A 21,671-nucleotide genomic window follows, 5' to 3' on the forward strand; every position below is an offset into this window, starting at 1 on the left:
GCTTCAGCGCTACTCCGCCTTGACGCCAGGCTAACCGCCTTCTATAGATTGAAACGTGTCCTTTTTCATTCTTCTTAGGGGGTTAGCTATGTCAACGGAATCAGTTTTCTACGCCACGCTCGAAGAGGCAATCGACGCCGCCCGGGAAGAGTTTTTGGCCGATAATCCCGACAGCGATGAAGAAAGTGCCGATATCGAACAGTTCAATATGCAGAAATACATTCTCCAGGACGGCGATATCGCCTGGCGGGCCGAATTCTTCGCCAGCGAAGATGAAGAAGGCGAGTGTTTGCCCATGCTCAGTGGTGAGGCGGCACAGAGCGTATTTGACGGCGATTATGACGAAATCGAGCTACGCCAGGAGTGGGTGGAAGAGAATACGCTACACGAATGGGACGAAGGCGAGTTTCAGCTGGAGCCCTCCCTGGATACCGAAGAGGGGCAGACCGCAGCCGATGAGTGGGATGAGCGTTAATTACTCGTAGGGACCATGGCTGGCGTCTAGCGGCAGCAACAGCGTATCGAATACCAGCGAGAATGGCAGATCGAGAATAGTCAGATAGCGCCAGCCTGAATCGCGAACATCCCACTGTACACCGGGGTAATACTGGTTGCCATGGCCCTGCCCCGGCACCGTACGGCTAATAATGCTGCCGCAGCCGCTGAGGACCAGCGTCATGGCGATAAGCAGAAATATTCTCATTCACTTCCTCTCAGGCAAAAAAATACCGGCATAATTGCCGGTATTTTCCTTAACGTACGGCTTACTTCGTTTTCAACGCCAGCGGGTTCAGCGTGAGTTTCTGATACTCACCCACCCAGGAGGAGTATTTCTCCGGGGAGTTCCACACGCGATAGTGCAGGCGCGACATCGTTACCGGATCGCTTAACAGCACCAGCCGACGATCGCGGTTAAGCTTATCAGGCGTTTCATTTAGCGCCTGCTCGACGTGGCGTTCGCGGGCGATATCCAGGATATGCCCGTGGCGGTGACGCGCCGTTGCCATTGCCGTCGCCAGAGCGTTAAACGATGGGTTAAATACCGCGTGCATAAAGCCATCGCCCAGCGAACGCTGACGGTTCAGGGTCAGATAAGCATCGGTATCTTTCAATACCTGCGGCGGCGAATACTCTTCGGGGATCAGGAACAATTTCCAACGCTTAGTGCGCAGACCTACCGTCGCGCGGCTGGAAATCGCCGAGACAAACGGAGAGAGGATCAGCGACACGACGATCGGCGCCAGCCAGAACAGGAAACGCAGATCCAGCCACGCCATGCCCACCGCCCATACCAGCCCCAGCAGCAGCTGTGAACCATGACGCATAAAGGCCTCGCCCCACGGCGTTGAGTCATCATCGCGCTGCGGTGAATTCCACACCACCTCCCAACCAAGGAACGCGCTGACCACGAACACGGTATGGAACAGCATGCGTACCGGCGCCAGCAGCACCGAGAACAGCACCTCCAGCAGCAGGGAAAGCGTCACGCGGAAGAAGCCGCCGTACTCTTTCGGCCCCTTGCACCACACCAGAATGATACTCAGCAGTTTTGGCAGGAACAGCAGCACCATGGTCGAGGCAAACAGCGCGATAGCCAGCTCCGGACGCCACTGCGGCCATACCGGGAACAGCTGACGCGGCTGCAGGAAGTACTGCGGCTCGGTCAGGGCGTGCACGACCTGCAGCGCCGTCGACAGCGCGAGGAACATAAACCACAGCGGCGCCGACAGATAGGACATGACGCCGGTCAGGAACACCGCACGGTGTACCGGGTGCATCCCTTTTACCAGGAACAAGCGGAAGTTCATCAGGTTACCCTGACACCAGCGGCGGTCGCGTTTCAGCTCATCCAGCAGGTTCGGCGGCAGCTCTTCATAGGAGCCCGGCAGATCGTAGGCGATCCAAACGCCCCACCCCGCACGGCGCATCAGCGCGGCTTCCACGAAGTCGTGCGACAGAATCGAGCCGGCAAAGTTACCTTCGCCCGGCAGCGGCGCCAGCGCACAGTGCTCAATGAACGGCTTCACGCGGATAATGGCGTTGTGGCCCCAATAGTGCGATTCCCCCAACTGCCAGAAGTGCAGCCCGGCGGTAAACAGCGGACCGTACACGCGGGTGGCGAACTGCTGGCAGCGCGCATACAGGGTATCCATACCGGAGGCGCGCGGCGAAGACTGGATGATCCCGGCATTCGGATTCGCTTCCATCAGGCGCACCAGCCCGCTCAGGCACTCGCCGGTCATCACTGAGTCAGCGTCGAGCACCACCATATAGCTATACTGGCTACCCCAGCGACGGCAGAAATCATCGATGTTGCCGCTTTTACGTTTCACGCGACGACGACGACGACGATAGAAGATCTGGCCTTCGCCCTGCACTTCAGCAATCAACTCCATCCACGCTTTCTGCTCGGCAACGCAGATGTCCGGGTCGTAGCTGTCGCTTAGCACGTAAACGTCAAAGTGCGCAGCGTTACCCGTCGCTTTCACCGATTCCCAGGTGGCGCGCAGGCCGGCAAACACGCGGTCAACATCTTCGTTACAGATAGGCATGATAAGCGCGGTCCGGTGTTCCGGGTTCAGCGGCTCGTCGCCAACGGTGGATGCCGAAATACTGTATTTATCACGCCCGATCAGCAGTTGCAGGAATCCCATCAGGGCGGTCCAGAAACCGGCCGAGACCCAGCAGAACAGTACCGCGAAGAGGATCAGGATGCCGCTCTGCAATACGTACGGCAGTAATTGCATGAAGGAGACCCACAGATCCTGGCCAACCATATCGGATGGATTGATCAGCGCCCAGCCCTGATAAGGGAGGATGGTCTTCATATACCAGGTAGCCACTACCGTTTGCGCCAGCGTCAGCAGCAGCAAAATGTAGCGGCGAATGGTGCCGACGGTACGCCATTTCTGTTCGCTTTCGCGCTCTTCTTGCGTAAGACGAGAGAGATAGCGCGGGGTCACGTCGCGGCCGCGCAGACGATCCCAGAAGCGGCCTACCGGGTTGGTACGCCACGGATCCGGGATCATAGAAGAGCGTTTGGCTTTCGGCATCGCATGAAGCTGCGTGCGCCCTTCATCATCTTTCACCAGTTGCTCGCCGGCCAGAGAGTCCGGCCAGCTATGCTCCAGCCGCGCTTTTACCGATCCTAACGGGGAATCTTCATCGCGCGGAAAATGATGATGCTCTGCGTCAAGCGCTTCATGTACGGCTTGCAGGCTCGCATCAGGTAAAGCGGCTTTTTCTGCATCCGACAGCGGCAATGCGTCGATATAATTCGTTATCTTATTCATTGGCAGGCAGCTGATAGCTCCAGGTTTCGCTTAGCGTCTGATCGCCATTGACCAGCGCCGCGCGCATTTCCGTGGTTTTCTTCGGATCTTTCACTTTCACGCGCAGGGTCATACGCCAACCTTTAATAACCGGGTTATAGCGCACCGAGTTTTCCACGATTTCGGCGTTATCGCCGATGCTCGCCTGCGCCGTTACCGGAGTATCCGCCGCCATTTTTTTCATGTCAGCGCCGGTGAAATCAACGATGAAAGCGATAGTGCCATCTGGCTGGCGAATGAGATTAGACTGCTTCACATCACCGGTTGAGCGGCGAGTCTGCACCACATAAGCGTTGTCTGGGGCATGCAGTTTGTCTTCATCACGGCTAAAGGTAATGGAGTACTTGAAGTTCATCTCTTTGCCTGGTTCCGGCAGCTGATCCGGGGTCCAGTAGGTGACGATATTATCGTTGGTTTCATCGTTAGTCGGGATTTCAACCAATTCGACTTTACCCTTACCCCAGTCGCCTTTCGGGGTGATCCACGCGCTCGGGCGCTGGTCGTAACGATCGTCGAGATCTTCAAAGCGGGAGAACTGGCGGCCACGCTGCAGCAGGCCAAACCCTTGCGGGTTTTCCATCGCATAACTGCTAACGGCCAGATGTTTCGGGTTATTCAGCGGACGCCAGATCCACTCGCCGTTACCGGCAAGAATCGACAGACCGTTGGAGTCATGTAATTCCGGACGATAGTTGGTGGTCGGCGACGGTTGGTTCGGCCCAAACAGGAACATACTGGTCAACGGCGCCACACCAAGCTTGCCGACTTTGTCGCGCAGATAGACCTTCGACTGCACATCAACCACGGTGTCGCGGCCTGGCATAATCACAAAACGATAGGCGCCGGTCGCACGCGGGGAATCCAGCAGCGCATAGATGGTTAAGCGTTTATCGGTCGCTTTCGGACGCTCAATCCAGAACTCGCGGAAGCGAGGGAACTCTTCGCCGGACGGCAGCGCGGTATCGATAGCCAGGCCGCGGGCGGAAAGCCCATATACCTGACCCTGGCCCAGAACGCGGAAGTAGCTGGCACCGAGCATGCTGACGATTTCGTCATTCTTGTCTTTGCTATTGATCGGATACAGTACTTTGAAACCGGCGAAACCAAGGTCTTTCACCGTGTCTTTATCGTGCTGAACATTGCCAAAATTAAAATAATCCGGGCTATATTTAATTTTACGTACGCTGGTGCTGGTCACTTCATTAATAGTAACCGGCGTGTCGAAATACATACCCTGGTGGTAAAATTCCAGCTTGAACGGGGTCTTCAGGTTATTCCAGTAGGCTTTATCGTGATTGAACTGGATTTGCTGGTAATCCGCGTATTTCATATCGCGGAAGGCGGAGGGTAAGTTACTTTTCGGCGCTTCATAGCCTTTCCCGGCTAACGTTTTCGCCTGTTTTGCTACGTCATCAATGCTGAATGCCCATGCAGATGAAGTACACAGGGACAACATTACGGCTGCGCTTAACCAACGCATTTTCATCATCTGTGGTTTATGTTTCATAGTAAGTAAGCACTTCCCCCTTTGTGTGCTTAAATCGATCCGATCTATTTTAATGGAAACTCAGGCAATCCGACAACATAATCCCTGCATTGTTCAGCTTAGCGGACCAGGGAATAAACAGTTCTCTGTCCCATATTGCACTTTGCGTACTTATCCTGGAGACAGATTCCCTGAGTTCATGTAGGGTTGCTGGCAATGTACCCGTTATCGCCCTGAGTGATAAGACGAATTGTCTGAGATTGTTGTGAATTTATGAATAAAACACCAGTAGAACGTGAATATTTCTTCGACAGTATCCGCGCCTGGCTGATGCTGTTGGGGATCCCGTTTCACATCTCACTTATCTACTCCAGCCACAGCTGGCATGTGAATAGCCTGGAGCCCTCCTGGGGGCTAACGCTGTTCAACGATTTTATCCATGCCTTCCGTATGCAGGTCTTCTTTGTTATTTCCGGCTATTTCTCATACATGCTGTTTCTCCGCTATCCGCTGAAGAAATGGTGGAAAGTGCGCGTAGAGCGAGTTGGCATCCCGATGCTCACCGCGATCCCGCTGCTTACGCTGCCGCAGTTTCTGATGCTGCAATACGTCAATGGTAAAGCCCAGGACTGGCATACGCTCTCCGGCTATGACAAATTCAACACCCTGGCCTGGGAGCTTATCTCCCATCTGTGGTTTTTGCTGGTGCTCGTGGTGCTGACCACCGCTGGGGTAGTGCTGTTTAAGTGGCTGGCCAATCGGCGGAAAAAGCAGGACAACAGTTTTGGTGACACCGTCACATTCAGTCAATTATCGCTGATTTTTCTGGGGCTTGGCGTATTGTACGCGGTGATCCGTCGCACCATTTTTATTATTTACCCGCCTATTCTCAGTAACGGATTGTTTAACTTCATCGTGATGCAGACCCTGTTCTATCTGCCGTTTTTTATTCTCGGCGCGCAGACGTTCATCAATCCGCGGCTGAAAGCGATGTTCACCACCTCATCACCGTGGTGTTTTGTTGGCGCACTGCTGGGCTTTATCGCCTATCGTCTTAACCAGCAGTATGGTTCTGGCGATGGTTGGATGTATGAAACCGAATCAGTGATTACGATGGTACTGGGGCTGTGGATGGTAAACGTGGTGTTCTCACTGGGCCACCGCCTACTCAACTTCCAGTCCGCACGGGTGACTTACTTCGTCAACGCCTCGCTGTTTATCTACCTGGTGCACCATCCGCTGACTCTGCTGTATGGGGCATGGATTACGCCGATAATAAAATCGAACCTGTTAGGTTTTATCACCGGGCTGGTATTTGTGGTGGGGATTGCGCTGATATTGTACGAAATCCATCTACGTATTCCGCTGCTCCGCTTCCTGTTCTCGGGTAAACCGCAGCAAAAGCCGGCTAAAACGCCGGTGTCGGTTAACTAAACGCCTCAACCGGCAGCGCGCCCGCGTGCTGCCGGTGTAACGATTCATTCCGCCCGCAATAATCGCTGATAGATCTCCGCCGTTTCGTTATCAAAGCAGACGAAGCACACCCGTTCCAGCGGATTATATCGGGTGAGGAAAGCATTCACCGTTTTCACCGCAATTTCCGCCGCCGCCTGTTTCGGATAGCCATATACGCCGGTGCTGATAGCCGGAAAAGCAATAGAACGATAATTATTGGCTGCCGCCAGCAACAGACTATTGCGATAGGCATCCGCCAGTAATTCGGCTTCTTGCTCGCCGCCGCCGTGCCAGACGGGGCCGACCGCATGAATCACCGCGCTGGCCGGTAGATTACCGGCGCTGGTGATAACCGCATGCCCCGGAGGACATTCGCCCTGCTGCTGACGAACTATTTTGCACGCCGCCAGTAGTTCCGGGCCGGCTGCGCGATGAATGGCGCCATCAACGCCGCCGCCGCCCAGTAATGATGGGTTTGCCGCATTGACAATAACATCTACCTGCAACGTCGTAATATCGCCGAGAACCACTTCAGGTTGAACCACCATTTCCCCCTCCTGTCGGCAAACGTCTTCATACTCAGAGTGATGTCTACTATGGCATGATAGACCCCAAGGCGAAAGCCTGAGGGTCAGTAATTAGCGATAATTCACTTCGAGGATAGCGCGGGTATGTTGCGGATCAATATACTTTAATTGTGTCGAACCGACGGCGTCATTACTGTAATTCCCCGTCGTCAGCACCTGCGGCGAAATCGCCTGGCTACCCAGCCGCGGGCAGGCCATTTCAATCTTACCATTCATACTATTGGCCTCGCAGGAAGGGTCAACGACCTGCCCGTAAATGGCGACAACGCTGCCGGTCGGCGCGGCATTCACTGAGCCAAATAAGCATGACAACATCAGACATGGCACAGCTAAGGCGTGGATTTTTTTTATCACGGCAGACTCCTCTGTATGAATAGCAAAGAAGCAACAGGCCATCCCTGAGCGCACTGCGCCGCCCGACTACGGCAAGGCAATGATTGCGTTACAAAACACAAATATATTACTTTTTGTTTTCTTTTTGATAACAAAACCGATTCATCTTGATTTTGCTACAAAAAATCTGCGGGGGAATATCAGGTGAGAGACGGGAAAACCCCTGCAGGTCCGGCAGGGGCTGTACTGTTAACGATAATTCACTTCGAGGATAGCGTTAGTGTGCTGAGGATTAATGTAGGTTAATTGCGTAGATTTGATATTGGCATGTTGCAGATCCCCTCGGGCTACCTGCTGAGCAGAAAAAGTGACTGACTTCTGCTTAGCGCAGGCCATCGAGACCTGATCTTCTGAAGAACGAATTTTACAAGGCGGCTCGACAACGCCGCCGTGGAAACGAATCACGCCGCTTGCGGCGTTAGAGGTAGTTGAAAACGTCAATAAAGCGGGAAGGAAACAAACTGTAGCAAGTAGTACGCCAGTCATTTTTTTCACGGCAAAACCCCTCTGCGTAACGGTCAAAAAAACCTTACAAATCATCCATGAGCGCAGTTGAATACAAGCAACTACATACAAAATCAGTATATATATGAAGTACCTGTTGATACTTTTTTCTCTCCGTTTTTGCAAACGGTATCAAATTATTATGGTTTGTTTGCTCAAAATGTCTGCATTAAGAGGAAAAAACAATCGAAGAGGGGTTGATGCAAAAAAGCTTTCATGTAGTGCGTGACAGGAGCCTTGCTCCTGTCATCGAGGAAATGTGAAGAAAATCAGACGTTATCGTTAGCCAGAGACTTGCTCTTTGCCGCTCGTGCCGCCAGCCACAGTCCGCTGTTTTTCATGGCATAGCCGAAGACCAATCCCAGCGCCAGAGACGGCACGACAATGCGCCAGTCGCCGCTCGCGGCAAACGTCGCGCATGCGCCGATAAAGGTTCCGGGAACAAAAGAAAGTAGCAGCTGGCGCGCCTGAATACACATCAGGAAGGCGACTATTCCGGTCATCACGTAGCTGAGGATTTCTAACTGCGGCGCCAGCGCGCTACCGTAAATAATCACCAGCGCCCATATCACGCCGCTCATGACCGTGCAGGCAGAAATCAACAGCCCTTTCAGGCCGCCTTGTGGGCACGCGAAATAGGCCGTACAGCCGAGGAATCCGGCCCAGCTCAGCAGGCCAAGTGAGACCGCCACCCATCCCCAGATACCGGAGAGAATGCCCGTCGTGAGTGCGATTGCGAAGAGTATGTTCATGCCGCGTATCATAGCAGATACGCGGTAACCAAATGCGATCCAGAACACACAATATGAAAGCGTGAGTTTGCTGTTTCACAATAAAAGTGACTTTAGTCACATTTATTCGTCGTTTTCTTCCTGCAGTTCATCCCACATGGCGGAAATCGCTTCACGCGTTAATAGCGCCATGGTGCGCCAGAATGCGGTTTGCGCATGCGCCTCCACTTTTCCAAGGAAGGTACCGCACCACGGTAATAGATAATCGGCAAATAACGTTTCCAGCGTTTCGCTTTCATCTTCCGTGGCGTGATCTTCAAGCCATGATGCGGCCAGCAGTAAGGATCCAATATGATCGGTTGGGCCTTCGCCAGTAGGAATGCCGTGTTGCGTCAGAAAACCACGAACTTCCGCTTCAGTTGCCCCTTCAACCCACGCGCTGCGATAAGGCGAGACCGCACATTCTTCCCCAACGAACAGGGCGTTATAATCAGCGGTTAACGGCTGGGTATCACAACTCTTCTGCAGACGCTCCAGTAATTCATCCTGTTCCAGCGGCCAACTGGCGGCCAGCTTGCCATCGCGAATCAGCGTGAACAGCGGCACCAACAGCGGGTCCTGCGGTTGACGATAATACAGCGAGCCCAGCACGCGACAGAGGATTGAAAATTCATTCATACAATATGTTCCAGTGGTTCAAATTAAAGGTCTGCAAATTCCGCAATCGCCGTCATCCCACGCGATTCGAGGAAATTCAGTAGTCGACGCGGGCTGACGTTAAGGATCCGCTCTTCCGGGAAATTCACCGCGTCGAGGATTTTGCGGCATTCGGTAAATTCGCCAAGGGTAAAGGCGGTATGGGAGTCCGAACCCAGCGCCACCCAACCACCCGCATCACGCACGGCGGCGGCGATCGCCCGGCAATTATCCTCACTACCAATACGCGACGAAAGGAAAGAGGAATTATTAATTTCCAGCGCCACATGATGCTTTGCCGCCGCTTCGGCCACCGCGGGAATATCGATTGGGAACTTCGGATTACCAGGATGGCTAATCATGTGGACTGCGCCACTGGCAATCGCGGCAATCATCGCTTCAGTGTGGGTGGCTTTATCCTGAGGCGGGAATACCGGCTCATGAAAACCGGCAATGATCAGATCCAGCGAGGTCAGCATTGGTCCGGTACAGTCAATTTCACCCTGGGTATTTTTGATATTCGCTTCAATGCCGCGCAGGATGCCGACGCCATCAACCAGACGCGGCCAGATACGCATATTGACGAAATGCCAGTAGTGCGGGGCATCGGCCATATCCGGGCCGTGATCGGTGATGGCAAAAAGTTTGATGCCTTTACGTTTGGCCTCGGCAATATAGTCATGCAAGGTACTGTAGGCGTGGGTGCTGGCGACGGTATGCATGTGCAGGTCAACAGGATACATCACAATCTCCTCCTCTGTTTGTGGCAAGAATAGCAGGAATCAGGAGTCATGATCAGTAAAAACCCCGCCGTAGCGGGGCTATCGATTAGTAGCCGCGCTGGCGATCGACCTGCCCACTGACCGTTTCACCACGCTCCAGGCGGCTAATGGTGCTGGCAATATAGGCAATTGCTTCCTGCGGACGGGTAACGGCGGCAATATGCGGCGTCATGGCCACGCGCGGATGCGCCCACAGTGGGCTCTCTTTTGGCAGCGGTTCGCGGCTAAAGACATCCAGCATCGCCCCTTTCAGTTTGCCGCTATCAAGCGCCGCCAGTAAATCCGGCTCGACGATATGCACGCCGCGGGCAAGGTTCAGAACATAGCTGTTATCCGGCAACTGGGACAGTAGCGTTTTATTGATGATACCGACAGTTTCGGCCGTATTTGGCAACAGGTTGATCAGCACGCGGGTTTCTCGGAGAAACGCGCCCAACTCTTCCTGACCGGCAAAACTCTCGACCTGCGGCCAGGATTTATGGCTACGGCTCCAGCAGCGCAGCGGGAATCCCCAGCGCAACAGGCTTTCCGCAACTTTGCCGCCCAACACCCCTGCCCCCATGATGCCAATAGTGAAATCCTCGCGGCGGTATTCCGGCAAGGGTTGCCAGCGGGATTCCTGCTTCAGCGCATGATAATCATCAAAGCGACGGAACCAGTGCAGTACCTGGCTTACCGCATATTCCTGCATCTGCAGGCCCATGCCGGTATCTTCGAGGCGGAACAATGGGACAGAAAGCGGCAGCATTTCCGGATGCTCCCGCAGCTTGCTAAGAATGGAATCCACGCCGGCGCCGAGAGCAAAAACCGCTTTCAGCTCGCGTCCCTGAAGCATTTCTACCGGTGGATGCCAGACCAGTGCATAGTCGGCTGGTTGATTGTCGCCAGGTTTCCACTCACGAACGCGCGCTCCCGGCAGATGTTTTTCCAACTCTGCTATCCAGTACGGGGTATCGAACGTCGGGTGGTAAAAAATAATCTCCATAATGACTCCTGATTACTGACGCGTGAGTAGGTTGAGGTTTGCGTCGTGTTTTACTCTTTGTTTTGTATTGGTTTGCCAGCATAACAAATTTCGTATCGCTATCGAGGAATAAAGAGAATGGTGACAAAAAAAACGATTCCCGCGCGTTTAAGAAGCAAGTTGTTTGAAGTTTGGCTAAACGCATCTTTTTTTAAAAAAGTTGATTGACGGGAGATACGTATTTCCCTACATTAGCGCCCGTTCCCAGCAACAACGGGAAAGACAATATGGTGAGGTGTCCGAGTGGCTGAAGGAGCACGCCTGGAAAGTGTGTATACGGCAACGTATCGGGGGTTCGAATCCCCCCCTCACCGCCATATTCGAGATGAGAGCTCGTACGAAAGTACGGGCTCTTTTCTTTTATATTCTCCGTTGGGGGGGGACGAGAACCCCCGACCGGGGTTCGACAACTGGCGCAGCCAGTTGGACAGACCGCGCACGCAGTAAGCGGGCTGCCCCGCAGGGGCGAGCGAAGCGAGTCAATCCCCCCCTCACCGCCATATTCGAGATGAGAGCTCGTACGAAAGTACGGGCTTTTTTTCGCATGTGGCACCGCCGCCCTTCCCGGGGTCGGTATAAATGCCTCGCCCGGGCTACCCATCCCACAGGCCGCACCACCAGCCAGTAGCCCGGCCAAGCGCAGCGCCGCCGGGAATCCCACAGCCGCACCACCAGTAGCCAGACCAGGCGCAGCGTCGCCGGAAATCCCGCAGGCCGCACCACCAGTAGCCCGTCCAGGCGCAGCGCCGCCGGGGAAAAAGAGTCTAAGCTAATCCTCTTCCATCCGCTGATACTCTTCGCTGAGATAATCCACCAGCGCTCTGACAGAAGGTAATAAACCGCGCCGCGAGGCAAACACCGCGTGAATGACTTCCCGTCGCGGTTGCCACTCATCAAGCACGATTTCAAGCTCCCCTGATGCCAGCTGATCGCGCACCATTAATAAAGGAAGCTGTACCACGCCAACGCCCGCCATAGCCGCCTCGCGCAGCGCCAGCATATCGCTGGTCACCATTCGCGGGGTGAAATAAACCTCGGCTCGCGCCCCCTCCGGGCCGGTCAATTGCCATTTATGCTGATGTTTTCCGGCGCCAATACTTAGCCCCGGCCAGGTACTCAATTCCGCCGGCGCCTGTGGGCGCCCAAGCCGAGCGATCAGCGCCGGACTCGCCACCAGGCGATGGCCGCGATCGGCCAACACCCGCATGACCAGGTCGCTATCTTCAAATGGCCTTGGCCGCACGCGGATGGCCACATCAACCCCCTCGCCCACCACGTCCACCCGCCGGTTAGTGGCTTCAAGATGTAGCGTCACCCCTGGGTATCGCACCATAAAGCGCGCCAGCATCGGGCCAACATGGGCATGCAACAGGGTTACCGGACAGGTGAGCTTAACGCTGCCGCGCGGTTCAGACTGCAGCGTTTCTACCGCCTGATGCGCCGCTTCGGCTTCTATCAACATCGCCTTGCAGTGTTGATAGAAAGTTTGGCCGACTTCCGTTACGGCGAACTGTCGGGTGGTTCGTTGAATCAGGCGCACGCCCAGGCGTTCTTCCAGTTGCGCAATGCGGCGGCTGAGTTTGGATTTAGGCTGGTCGAGCGCCCGACCGGCAGCGGCAAAACCGCCATGGTCTACCACCTGAACAAACCAGGCCAGATCGTTGAGGTCATGCATCCTTCTCTCCATCGTTCCATTTTTAGAACAGTATAGGTCATTTTCGCTATCTACCGGAATATTAGCTCCAGATATAAGCTTATTCACATCAGATACAGACATGCAGGAGATAACCATGAAACAGATTACTGGCGTTTACACCGCCCCTTCGCAGCACTGGGTGGGCGACGGTTTCCCGGTTCGCTCAATGTTTTCTTACCAGACCCACGGCGAACAACTGAGCCCATTTTTACTGCTCGACTATGCCGGTCCGCACACTTTTCCGGCGGGAAGCGGTAAACGCGGCGTCGGCGAGCATCCGCATCGCGGATTCGAAACCGTCACCATTGTCTACTCCGGTGAAGTAGAGCATCGCGACTCAACCGGCAGAGGCGGCGTTATCGGCCCAGGCGACGTGCAGTGGATGACGGCTGGCGCCGGGATACTGCATGAAGAGTTCCACTCCGAAGCGTTCACCCGCTCTGGCGGTGAACTGAAAATGATGCAGCTGTGGGTCAACCTGCCGGCGAAAGACAAAATGACGACTCCGGGCTATCAGAGCATTACCGCAGACGTCATTCCGCAAGCGACGCTGGAAGACAATGCCGGGACCTTCAGAGTGATTGCCGGGCGTTACGGCGATGTTGCCGGCCCAGCGCACACATTCTCACCGTTAAACGTGTGGGATATGCAGCTCAAACAAAGTCACGATGTGACATTGCGTCAGCCGGAAGGCTGGAGCACCGCGTTGGTCGTACTGGAAGGTGAAGTCACCGTTAACGGTACGGAAAACGCCCGGGAAGGACAGCTGGTGGTGCTGAGCCAGAAAGGCGAAGCCTTCCATCTGGAAGCGGGCTCCGACGCGAAAGTTCTGCTGATGGCCGGCGAGCCGCTGCAGGAGCCGATCGTGGGCTACGGCCCGTTTGTGATGAATACCAAAACGCAAATTGCCGAGGCAATTCGCGATTTTAACAGCGGCCGTTTTGGCCAAATCTAACAAAATTGAGGTGAAGAATATGTCTACTCCAGCTAACTTTAACGGTTCTCGTCCGGTGATTGATGTTAACGATACCGCGATGCTGTTGATTGACCACCAAAGCGGCCTGTTCCAGACCGTTGGCGATATGCCGATGCCGGAACTGCGCGCTCGCGCCGCCGCGCTGGCGAAAATGGCATCCCTTGCCGGGATCCCGGTGATCACCACCGCTTCCGTACCGCAAGGCCCGAACGGCCCGTTGATTCCGGAAATTCATGAGAACGCGCCGCATGCGAAATATATTGCGCGTAAAGGCGAAATCAATGCCTGGGACAACCCGGAGTTTGTCGCCGCGGTGAAAGCGACCGGGCGCAAAACCTTAATCATCGCCGGTACCATTACCAGCGTCTGCATGGCTTTCCCGGCAATTGCCGCCGTCGCCGACGGTTATAAAGTGTTTGCCGTTATCGACGCCTCGGGTACCTATAGCAAAATGGCGCAGGAGATCACCCTGGCCCGCGTAGTCCAGGCCGGTGTAGTGCCAATGGATACCGCCGCGGTAGCCTCTGAACTGCAGCGCACCTGGAACCGTCCGGATGCCGCCGAGTGGGCTGAGGTGTATACCAAAGTCTTCCCGGCGTACCAGTTGCTGATTGAAAGCTACAGCAAGGCGCAGGATGTCGTGAAGAACAACGAAAAGCTGGATTCCCAGCGTTAAAATAGCTGCCCCGTCGATGAATAGACGGGGCAGTGTTCATTGCTTAACCGAACGGTAAAGAAAGAAAAAAAATATGCTTGACCGTTTTAGCGCAACTCCCTATAGTAGCGCCCCGTTGCCCACCCAAGGTGAGCAGCAAGACAATATGGTGAGGTGTCCGAGTGGCTGAAGGAGCACGCCTGGAAAGTGTGTATACGGCAACGTATCGGGGGTTCGAATCCCCCCCTCACCGCCATATTCGAGATGAGAGCTCGTACGAAAGTACGGGCTCTTTTCTTTTATATTCTCCGTTGGGGGGGATGAGAACCCCCGACCGGGGTTCGACAACTGGCGCAGCCAGTTGGACAGACCGCGAACGCAGTAAGCGGGCTGCCCCGCAGGGGCGAGCGAAGCGAGTCAATCCCCCCCTCACCGCCATATTCGAGATGAGAGCTCGTACGAAAGTACGGGCTCTTTTCTTTTATATTCTCCGTTGGGGGGGGGACGAGAACCCCCGACCGGGGTTCGACAACTGGCGCAGCCAGTTGGACAGACCGCGAACGCAGTAAGCGGGCTGCCCCGACAAAAACGCCGGGAGCGTTTTTGAACAACGCCGGCGTTGGCCCCGAAGGGGCGAGGCCCATGGATGGGCCGAGTAACGGCGAGCGAAGCGAGTCAATCCCCCCCTCACCGCCATATTCGAGATAAGAGCCCGTACGAAAGTACGGGCTCTTTTTTCGCATGTGGCACCGCCGCCCTTCCCGGGGGCGGCATAAATGCCTCGCCCGGGCTACCCATCCCACAGGCCGCACCACCAACCAGTAGCCCGGCCAGGCGCAGCGCCGCCGGGAAACCCCACAGCCCGCACCACCAGTAGCCCGGCCAGGCGCAGCACCGCCGGGAATCCCGAAGGCCGCACCATCAGTAGCCCGGCCAGGCGCAGCGCCGCCGGGAAACCCCACAGCCCGCACCACCAGTAGCCCGGCCAGGCGCAGCACCGCCGGGAATCCCGAAGGCCGCACCATCAGTAGCCCGGCCAAGCGCAGCGCCGCCGGGAATCCCACAGGCCCCACCATCAGTAGCCCGTCCAGGCGCAGCGCCGCCGGGAAACCCCACAGCCCGCACCACCAGTAGCCCGGCCAGGCGCAGCGCCGCCGGGAATCCCGAAGGCCGCACCATCAGTAGCCAGTCCAGGCGCAGCGCCGCCGGGAAAATGCTGCAAAAACAACAAAGCCCGGGATATCCCGGGCTTTGCACACTCACAAGCGTTTAGTAATAGGCTTTCAACGTTCGCTGGCAAAGCGTTGAACGCACGCAGTCATCGGTGGTAAAGCGCACGATGCCAATCATCTCGTCTTCTTCAAAACGCGACAGCGCGTCACTCAGGCCTGATTTTACGCCAGAGGGCAAATCACACTGGGTAATATCGCCGTTGACGATAACCGTGACGTTCTCCCCGAGGCGGGTTAAAAACATCTTCATTTGCGCCGCGGTCACGTTCTGGGCCTCGTCCAGAATCACCACCGCGTTTTCAAAGGTGCGTCCGCGCATATAGGCGAACGGCGCGATTTCTACCTTGCCGATTTCCGGGCGCAGGCAATATTGCATAAAGGAAGCGCCCAACCTCTTCACCAGCACGTCATATACCGGTCGGAAATAGGGAGCGAATTTTTCGGCGATATCTCCCGGTAAGAAGCCGAGATCTTCGTCGGCCTGCAGAACGGGACGGGTAACAATAATTCTGTCCACATCCTTATGGATCAGGGCTTCAGCTGCTTTAGCCGCGCTGATCCAGGTCTTCCCGCACCCGGCTTCGCCGGTGGCGAAAATCAGCTGTTTATTGTCGATGGCATTCAAATAATGCGCCTGAGCTTCATTACGCGCCTCAATTGGCGAAAGATCGCGGCTATCCCGCGCCATGCCGATTGCTTCTACGCCACTCATTTGCACAAGCGATGTGACCGATTCTTCTTCACGTTGTTTATGGCTACGCGAATCCCGTCTCAGCACACGTTTTGCCTCACGACGAGCTTTGATCACTGCTTTTTGTCTTCCCATGGATAGCACCTTGCGTTGTTGGTTTACATCACGCGCGTCAAGAGCAACGCGATTATGCGCACGAACGATTGAGGTTTGGCTTCCTTGTAAGCCATTGCTTGCCGGTTGAATGGACAACGAGTCGCGGCTACGCGCACCGCGTACCCTGCCAGAGTTAGCCTGATTAGTAGTGGAAGAGATTGGGGTTACAGAGTGAAAATCGCTGCCGGAAGCTGGGCCCCCGTGCTGGAAAGTACGGTATGTGGTTTTACGTTGTCCGCTACAGGACCTTACCATTCGCGATCTCCATAGTGAGCGACATCACTGCCGGGAACTACCGCGTATGTAATAAGTACATCAAAAATTATTCTTAATGCAACTTATTTTTTACATTGACGCAACAATGATTTCTAAAATCATTGTAGAAAACTATCCGTCATTTGTATTACAGAAATATAACACATGGCAGGAAATATATTGAATCCGAGAAAAACAGCAGAAAACGCCCTGCCTTCGCCGGCAGGACGCCTATCAGGCTTGTAACAGCGATTGTCCAAGATAATGCTGGTCATTCATCACGCCGGGCAACACAAAGAAGTATCCGCCGCCAATCGGTTTAACGTACTCCTCCAGGGCCTCGCCGTTCAGCCGTTTCTGCACCGTCAGGAATCCCTTTTCCAAATCGTGCTGATAGCAAACGAACAATAACCCCATATCCAGTTGCCCTGAGTTGGTGACGCCTAACGAATAGCTGTAACCGCGGCGCATCATCAGGCTGGACTGCGTTTCCGGCGTACGCGGGTTCGCAAGACGAATATGGCTATCAAGGGCAATCACTTCACCGTTCGGATCGCCACTGTAGTCCGGAACATCATGTTCATGCTTCATCCCCAACGGCGCGCCAGAATGTTTATCGCGGCCAAAAATCGTCTGCTGCTCTTTCAGCGGCGTACGATCCCAGAACTCAACGTGGAACTGAATGATACGCGCAGCCTGATAACTACCGCCGATCGCCCAGGCCGGTTCGCCCTGGTCGGCAGTAACCCACACCACGTTATCCATTAGCGCTTTATCCTGGCTCGACGGATTAGCGGTACCGTCTTTAAAGCCCAGCAGGTTAATTGGCGTCTCTTTGCCTTTGCTACGGGCCGCGCTATCAGAGATAAACCCTTCCCGCTTCCAGCGCACGCTCAGTAGATCGGGCGTGTGTTTGATAATGTCACGTAGCGCGTGAATGACCGTATCCTGGGTATTGGCGCAAATCTGCAGTAGTAAATCGCCATGGCACAGTGCGGCATCCAGCGAATCATTCGGGAAACGCGTCATTGCCTGCAGTTTTTTTGGCGCTTTATCCGCTAAGCCAAAGCGCTCATCGAACAGCGAATGGCCGACGGAGACGGTGATAGTCAGGTTATCCGGCGCAATCCACGGCCCTAAAATCCCGGAATCCATCGGCGGCAATCGGGGATTCGGGGTATCCGGCGCCGGACCGCCTGCGGTTAAAAAGGCGATCCGCTGGGTCAGCAAGCGGAACAGGCGTTCGAGGTCGGCTTTATCCGCCGCCAGTACATCAAACGCCACCAGCATCATCGAGGCCTGCTGCGGCGTCAGTATGCCCGCCTGATGCGGGCCATAAAATGGCTGTTTTTCCTGACGCGCATCGGGTGCGAGCGTGCCGGGGGAGCTTTCCGCTTTCGCCGCCTGCGCCATCGGGCAACCGCCGCTGATGGCCAGCGCGCCGCCAAGCGCGCCGATCCCCTTCAGTAAGCGGCGACGTGACGGTTCATTCACGTCGCGTGGTTTCTGTTGTGTCATCGAATTAATCCAGGCCCAAAATTCCACGCAGTTGAGCCAGATCTTCTGCCAGCGTCGTGATCGGCCCTTTCAGCGCATTACGGTCAGCGGTGGTGAGCTTGTCATAGGTCTCGAAACCGTCTTTCGTGCGGTATTTAGCAAGGATGGCATCAACTTTTTTGAAGTTGGCGTCAACTTTGGCCAGCAGCGCGCTATTATCCTTTTGCAGCTGCGGGCGCAGCAGGTCGACGATTTTCTGTGCGCCGTCGATATTGGCCTGGAAGTCCCACAGGTCGGTATGGCTGTAACGATCTTCTTCGCCGCTAATTTTGCTGGCCGCCACTTCTTCAATCAGCCCCGCCGCGCCGCCTACCACTTTCGACGGTGGGAAGGCCAGCTCGCTAATGCGTTTTTGCAGTTCCAGCACATCGCTGTTCAACTGTTCGGCATAGTTTTCCATTCCCTTCACGCTGTTATCGCCAAACAGCGCTTTTTCCAGACGGTGGAAGCCGGTAAATTTCGGGTCTTCGGCTTTTTTCTCGAAATCATCTTCACGGGCGTCAATGCTGCCGTCGAGGTCGGAGAACAGTTCGGCAATCGGTTCGATGCGCTCGTAGTGCTGACGGGTCGGGGCATACAGCGCCTTCGCTTTCTCGATATCACCGGCTTTTACCGCATCGGTAAAGGCTTTAGTGCCGCTAACCAGCTGCGCGGTCTCCGCGGTAACGTAGGCTTTATAGGCAGTAATCGCCTCGCCAAGACTCAGCACCGCATCGGCTTTCGCCGCATCTTTGCTGGTTTCACCGGTGACAATCAGCTTACCTTTCGGGTTAGTCAGCAGGCCACAGGTCATATCGTATTCGCCCGGCTGCAGGTTAGCCGTCAATTTTTGCGTGAATCCTGGCGCGATGTTTTCCCGCTCCTCGACCACCATTACCCCTTTCAGGATCTCCCACTCCAGCGCTTTCTGGCTGTGGTTCTGAATGATGAACTGGGTTTTACCCGCCTTCACCGTTACCTGCATCGGCTCGCACTGCTTGTCGTTGACGGTGACCTTCACCTGCGGGATATCCGCAGCCTGAGCGTAAAAGGCGGAACTAAACAGCGCGGCGACGGTTAACTGCAGCGCAGTACGGCGAAAATGAATTATCATGACCATCCCTTTCGAAAAGTATGTTGTAACTATATTAATCAGCGGCGCCTGAATTACGCGGCTCGCGATGCTGTCGTTTTGCTGCCCGGCGGCAAGGCAAAGCACACCAGCGCCGGGATCAAATAGAGGAGATAAACCGCCACTTCACTGACGGTGGGCGTCTCCTGATAACCAAAGATGCCTTCCAGCAGCGTGCCGAACAGCGTATGCGTCGATACCACGTTGCTAAGGTCAAAGGCGACATTCTGGAAGTAATTCCACAATCCCGCCTCGTGGAAGGCGCGAATCGCCCCGGCGGCCAGACCAGCCGCCACCAGCAGGATAAACAGACTGGTCCATTTGAAGAACACGCCGAGATTAAGACGGATACCGCCCCAGTAAAGCAGGAAACCTAATACTACCGCCGTCGCCAGCCCGAGCATCGCCCCCAGCGGCGGCCAGATGCCCACATCCTGCTGGAATGCTGCCAGCAGGAAAAAGACCGACTCCAGGCCTTCGCGGGCAACCGCAAAAAACACCATCATCACCAGCGCCCAGCCGTGGTTATTCCCGCGCTGCAGCGCGTTATCCACCGCCTGCTCCAGCTGTTGTTTGACGTTGCGCGACACTTTACGCATCCAGAACACCATCCAGGTGAGGATAAATACCGCTATCACCGCCACGATGCCTTCAAACAGTTCCTGCTCGCGCTGCGGAAATTCTCCGGTGGTCTCGTTGATAAAAATCCCCAACCCGAGACAGAGCGCCGCCGCGAGGAATACGCCAATCCACATGACGCCGATCCAGCTGCCGCGCTGGGTTCGTTTTAAATAGCTGGCAATCAGGCTGACAATCAGCGCGGCTTCCAGCCCTTCGCGTAACATGATGAGAAATGGAACAAACATGCCGAAACCCTTAAATGTGAACCGCCGTCAACGGATGCAAAGATAGGTAAATATTTATGATAGTGATTATCATTACAACAATGAGAAACACAAGCGAAATGTTCAGGGAATGATGACAAGCTGTAAATTAATCGCTACAAAATAGTCACTTACGAAAATATCTCACCAGCTAAGCATTAAAATGGCAAATAGCATGATTTTTTATGTCGCATATTTACCGGACCGTAGCGCTGTGGCTAAATGGCGGTCCTGATTTATCTGCGAAATAAATAACATGACTCAAATTTTGCACTTCCTGCTGGCGCTGGCGGTTATTCTCGCCCTCGCCTGGCTTGCCAGCTATGACCGTCAAAAAATCCGCATTCGCTACATTCTGCAGTTAATTATTATTGAAATCGCCCTGGCTTTCTTTTTCCTTCACGCCGAAAGCGGGTTATGGGTAGTGAAAAATATTTCAGGCTTTTTTGCTTCGTTACTCGGGTTCGCCGCTGAAGGGACCAACTTCGTATTTGGCGGGATGGGTGAAAAAGGGCTGGCCTTTATTTTCCTCGGCGTACTGTGTCCAATCGTCTTTATTTCCGCGCTGATAGGTATTCTGCAACACTGGCGTATTCTGCCGATCTTTATTCGTCTGATCGGCACCCTGCTGTCGAAGGTGAACGGCATGGGCAAGCTGGAATCATTCAATGCCGTCAGCTCGCTGATCCTCGGCCAGTCGGAAAACTTTATTGCTTACAAAGGCGTACTCGGGGACCTCTCTCCGCGTCGCCTGTTCACGATGGCGGCGACCGCCATGTCAACGGTATCGCTGTCGATCGTCGGCGCCTATATGACCATGCTTGATGCGAAATACGTGGTGGCGGCGTTGATTCTTAATATGTTCAGCACCTTTATTGTGCTGTCGATTATTAACCCTACGCGCCCCGGCAGCGAAGCTGAAATAAAGCTTGAAAAGATGCATGAATCGCAGAGTTTCTTTGAAATGCTGGGCGAATATATCCTGGCGGGCTTTAAGGTGGCGATGATTATTCTGGCGATGCTAATCGGCTTTATCGCCCTGATTAGCGCCGTTAATGCGTTATTTGCGACCGTTTTCGGCCTAAGCTTCCAGCAAATCCTCGGTTACGTCTTTTATCCGCTGGCGTGGCTGGTGGGTATTCCATTAAGCGACGCGCTAAATGCCGGGAGTATTATGGCCACCAAGCTGGTCGCTAACGAATTCGTGGCGATGATCGAGCTGCAGAAAATTGCCGCCAGCATGACGCCGCGCGGGCTAGGGATCCTTTCCGTGTTTCTCGTCTCGTTCGCCAACTTCGCCTCCATTGGCATCATTGCCGGGGCGATTAAAGGGCTTAACGAGCAACAGGGCAACACCGTTTCCCGCTTCGGCCTGCGTCTGGTCTATGGCGCGACGCTGGTTAGCCTGCTGTCCGCCAGTTTTGCCGGGCTGGTGCTGTAACTCGTCGGGCGGGGGCTCTCCCCGCCC

Annotated in this window: 22 protein-coding genes, 2 tRNA genes and 1 other RNA gene; 8 read left to right on the forward strand and 17 right to left on the reverse strand. The window is 54.8% G+C overall.

The genetic code is table 11. The features are described 5' to 3' along the window. The first annotated feature begins 88 nt into the window (after positions 1-88). Positions 89-475, forward strand: coding sequence for a MysB family protein (locus ABLV78_RS15700; protein WP_045393629.1), 387 nt, complete (start codon positions 89-91; stop codon positions 473-475). On the opposite strand, the gene ABLV78_RS15705 is transcribed toward ABLV78_RS15700, so the two are convergent. From ABLV78_RS15705 to mdoG, 3 genes are all read right to left on the reverse strand, one after another. Further along, positions 476-703, reverse strand: coding sequence for a YceK/YidQ family lipoprotein (locus tag ABLV78_RS15705; protein ID WP_045393628.1), 228 nt, complete (start codon positions 701-703; stop codon positions 476-478). A 61-nt stretch (positions 704-764) separates the two neighbouring features. Beyond that, positions 765-3,293 carry a glucans biosynthesis glucosyltransferase MdoH gene (gene mdoH, locus ABLV78_RS15710; RefSeq protein ID WP_047046912.1) on the reverse strand — a complete coding sequence of 843 codons (2,529 nt, stop codon included), beginning with the start codon at positions 3,291-3,293 and terminating at the stop codon, positions 765-767. Further along, on the reverse strand, positions 3,286-4,839 hold the full coding sequence (gene mdoG, locus ABLV78_RS15715; protein WP_047046915.1) for a glucans biosynthesis protein MdoG: 1,554 nt from the start codon (positions 4,837-4,839) through the stop codon (positions 3,286-3,288). The genes mdoH and mdoG overlap by 8 nt, the downstream gene beginning before the upstream one ends. A 252-nt stretch (positions 4,840-5,091) precedes the next feature. Between mdoG and mdoC the strand changes: the two genes are divergently transcribed. Beyond that, a complete protein-coding gene (gene mdoC, locus ABLV78_RS15720) occupies positions 5,092-6,252 on the forward strand; it encodes a glucans biosynthesis protein MdoC (RefSeq protein ID WP_045393621.1) in 1,161 nt (386 codons plus the stop codon). A 44-nt stretch (positions 6,253-6,296) separates the two neighbouring features. Here the strand turns inward: mdoC and ymdB are convergent, their stop codons facing one another. From ymdB to ghrA, 7 genes are all read right to left on the reverse strand, one after another. After that, positions 6,297-6,821: an O-acetyl-ADP-ribose deacetylase gene (gene ymdB / locus ABLV78_RS15725; protein WP_045393619.1), complete on the reverse strand. Its 525-nt coding sequence runs from the start codon at positions 6,819-6,821 to the stop codon at positions 6,297-6,299. 90 nt (positions 6,822-6,911) lie between these two features. Then, positions 6,912-7,214, reverse strand: coding sequence for a YmdA family protein (locus ABLV78_RS15730; protein ID WP_052766969.1), 303 nt, complete (start codon positions 7,212-7,214; stop codon positions 6,912-6,914). Positions 7,215-7,442: 228 nt separating this feature from the next. Beyond that, positions 7,443-7,739, reverse strand: coding sequence for a YmdA family protein (locus tag ABLV78_RS15735; RefSeq protein ID WP_226473727.1), 297 nt, complete (start codon positions 7,737-7,739; stop codon positions 7,443-7,445). 287 nt (positions 7,740-8,026) lie between these two features. Further along, positions 8,027-8,509, reverse strand: coding sequence for a DUF1097 domain-containing protein (locus ABLV78_RS15740; RefSeq protein ID WP_045386447.1), 483 nt, complete (start codon positions 8,507-8,509; stop codon positions 8,027-8,029). Between the two features lie 102 nt (positions 8,510-8,611). After that, positions 8,612-9,166 (reverse strand): TorD/DmsD family molecular chaperone, encoded by a 555-nt coding sequence (locus ABLV78_RS15745; protein WP_045393616.1) that lies wholly within the window; start codon positions 9,164-9,166, stop codon positions 8,612-8,614. 23 nt (positions 9,167-9,189) lie between these two features. After that, positions 9,190-9,927, reverse strand: coding sequence for a phosphatase (locus ABLV78_RS15750; RefSeq protein ID WP_047046923.1), 738 nt, complete (start codon positions 9,925-9,927; stop codon positions 9,190-9,192). Positions 9,928-10,012: 85 nt separating this feature from the next. Next, a complete protein-coding gene (gene ghrA, locus ABLV78_RS15755; RefSeq protein ID WP_045393613.1) occupies positions 10,013-10,951 on the reverse strand; it encodes a glyoxylate/hydroxypyruvate reductase GhrA in 939 nt (312 codons plus the stop codon). Between the two features lie 268 nt (positions 10,952-11,219). Between ghrA and ABLV78_RS15760 the strand changes: the two genes are divergently transcribed. Beyond that, a tRNA-Ser gene (locus ABLV78_RS15760) sits at positions 11,220-11,307 on the forward strand. A gap of 452 nt (positions 11,308-11,759) precedes the next feature. Here ABLV78_RS15760 and ABLV78_RS15765 read toward each other — a convergent pair. Next, positions 11,760-12,665: a LysR family transcriptional regulator gene (locus ABLV78_RS15765; protein ID WP_047046926.1), complete on the reverse strand. Its 906-nt coding sequence runs from the start codon at positions 12,663-12,665 to the stop codon at positions 11,760-11,762. Positions 12,666-12,780: 115 nt separating this feature from the next. Here ABLV78_RS15765 and ABLV78_RS15770 point away from each other — a divergent pair, with 115 nt between their 5' ends. From ABLV78_RS15770 to ABLV78_RS15785, 4 genes are all read left to right on the forward strand, one after another. Next, a complete protein-coding gene (locus ABLV78_RS15770) occupies positions 12,781-13,641 on the forward strand; it encodes a pirin family protein (RefSeq protein ID WP_047046929.1) in 861 nt (286 codons plus the stop codon). Between the two features lie 19 nt (positions 13,642-13,660). Next, positions 13,661-14,338, forward strand: coding sequence for an isochorismatase family protein (locus ABLV78_RS15775; RefSeq protein WP_015367229.1), 678 nt, complete (start codon positions 13,661-13,663; stop codon positions 14,336-14,338). Positions 14,339-14,485: 147 nt separating this feature from the next. Next, positions 14,486-14,573: transfer RNA gene (locus ABLV78_RS15780), tRNA-Ser, on the forward strand. Positions 14,574-14,616: 43 nt separating this feature from the next. Beyond that, a non-coding RNA gene (locus ABLV78_RS15785) (RtT sRNA) lies at positions 14,617-14,755 on the forward strand. Between the two features lie 352 nt (positions 14,756-15,107). On the opposite strand, the gene ABLV78_RS15790 is transcribed toward ABLV78_RS15785, so the two are convergent. From ABLV78_RS15790 to efeU, 6 genes are all read right to left on the reverse strand, one after another. Further along, positions 15,108-15,239 carry a hypothetical protein gene (locus ABLV78_RS15790; protein ID WP_264181662.1) on the reverse strand — a complete coding sequence of 44 codons (132 nt, stop codon included), beginning with the start codon at positions 15,237-15,239 and terminating at the stop codon, positions 15,108-15,110. Next, positions 15,239-15,574 (reverse strand): hypothetical protein, encoded by a 336-nt coding sequence (locus ABLV78_RS15795; protein WP_141097061.1) that lies wholly within the window; start codon positions 15,572-15,574, stop codon positions 15,239-15,241. The genes ABLV78_RS15790 and ABLV78_RS15795 overlap by 1 nt, the downstream gene beginning before the upstream one ends. Before the next feature lie 12 nt (positions 15,575-15,586). Further along, positions 15,587-16,375, reverse strand: coding sequence for a phosphate starvation-inducible protein PhoH (phoH, locus tag ABLV78_RS15800; protein ID WP_045396936.1), 789 nt, complete (start codon positions 16,373-16,375; stop codon positions 15,587-15,589). A 510-nt stretch (positions 16,376-16,885) separates the two neighbouring features. After that, complete coding sequence (gene efeB, locus ABLV78_RS15805; protein WP_047043548.1) at positions 16,886-18,169, reverse strand: iron uptake transporter deferrochelatase/peroxidase subunit; 1,284 nt, start codon at positions 18,167-18,169, stop codon at positions 16,886-16,888. A gap of 4 nt (positions 18,170-18,173) precedes the next feature. Next, positions 18,174-19,301 carry an iron uptake system protein EfeO gene (gene efeO, locus ABLV78_RS15810; protein WP_045396943.1) on the reverse strand — a complete coding sequence of 376 codons (1,128 nt, stop codon included), beginning with the start codon at positions 19,299-19,301 and terminating at the stop codon, positions 18,174-18,176. A 53-nt stretch (positions 19,302-19,354) separates the two neighbouring features. Beyond that, complete coding sequence (efeU, locus tag ABLV78_RS15815) at positions 19,355-20,185, reverse strand: iron uptake transporter permease EfeU (protein ID WP_047043553.1); 831 nt, start codon at positions 20,183-20,185, stop codon at positions 19,355-19,357. 274 nt (positions 20,186-20,459) lie between these two features. Between efeU and ABLV78_RS15820 the strand changes: the two genes are divergently transcribed. Beyond that, positions 20,460-21,644, forward strand: coding sequence for a NupC/NupG family nucleoside CNT transporter (locus tag ABLV78_RS15820; protein WP_047043556.1), 1,185 nt, complete (start codon positions 20,460-20,462; stop codon positions 21,642-21,644). The last annotated feature ends 27 nt before the right edge of the window (positions 21,645-21,671 follow it).

Origin of the sequence: Klebsiella sp. CN_Kp075, from assembly GCF_040065055.2 — a bacterium.
Classification (GTDB): Bacteria; Pseudomonadota; Gammaproteobacteria; order Enterobacterales; family Enterobacteriaceae; genus Klebsiella; species Klebsiella aerogenes.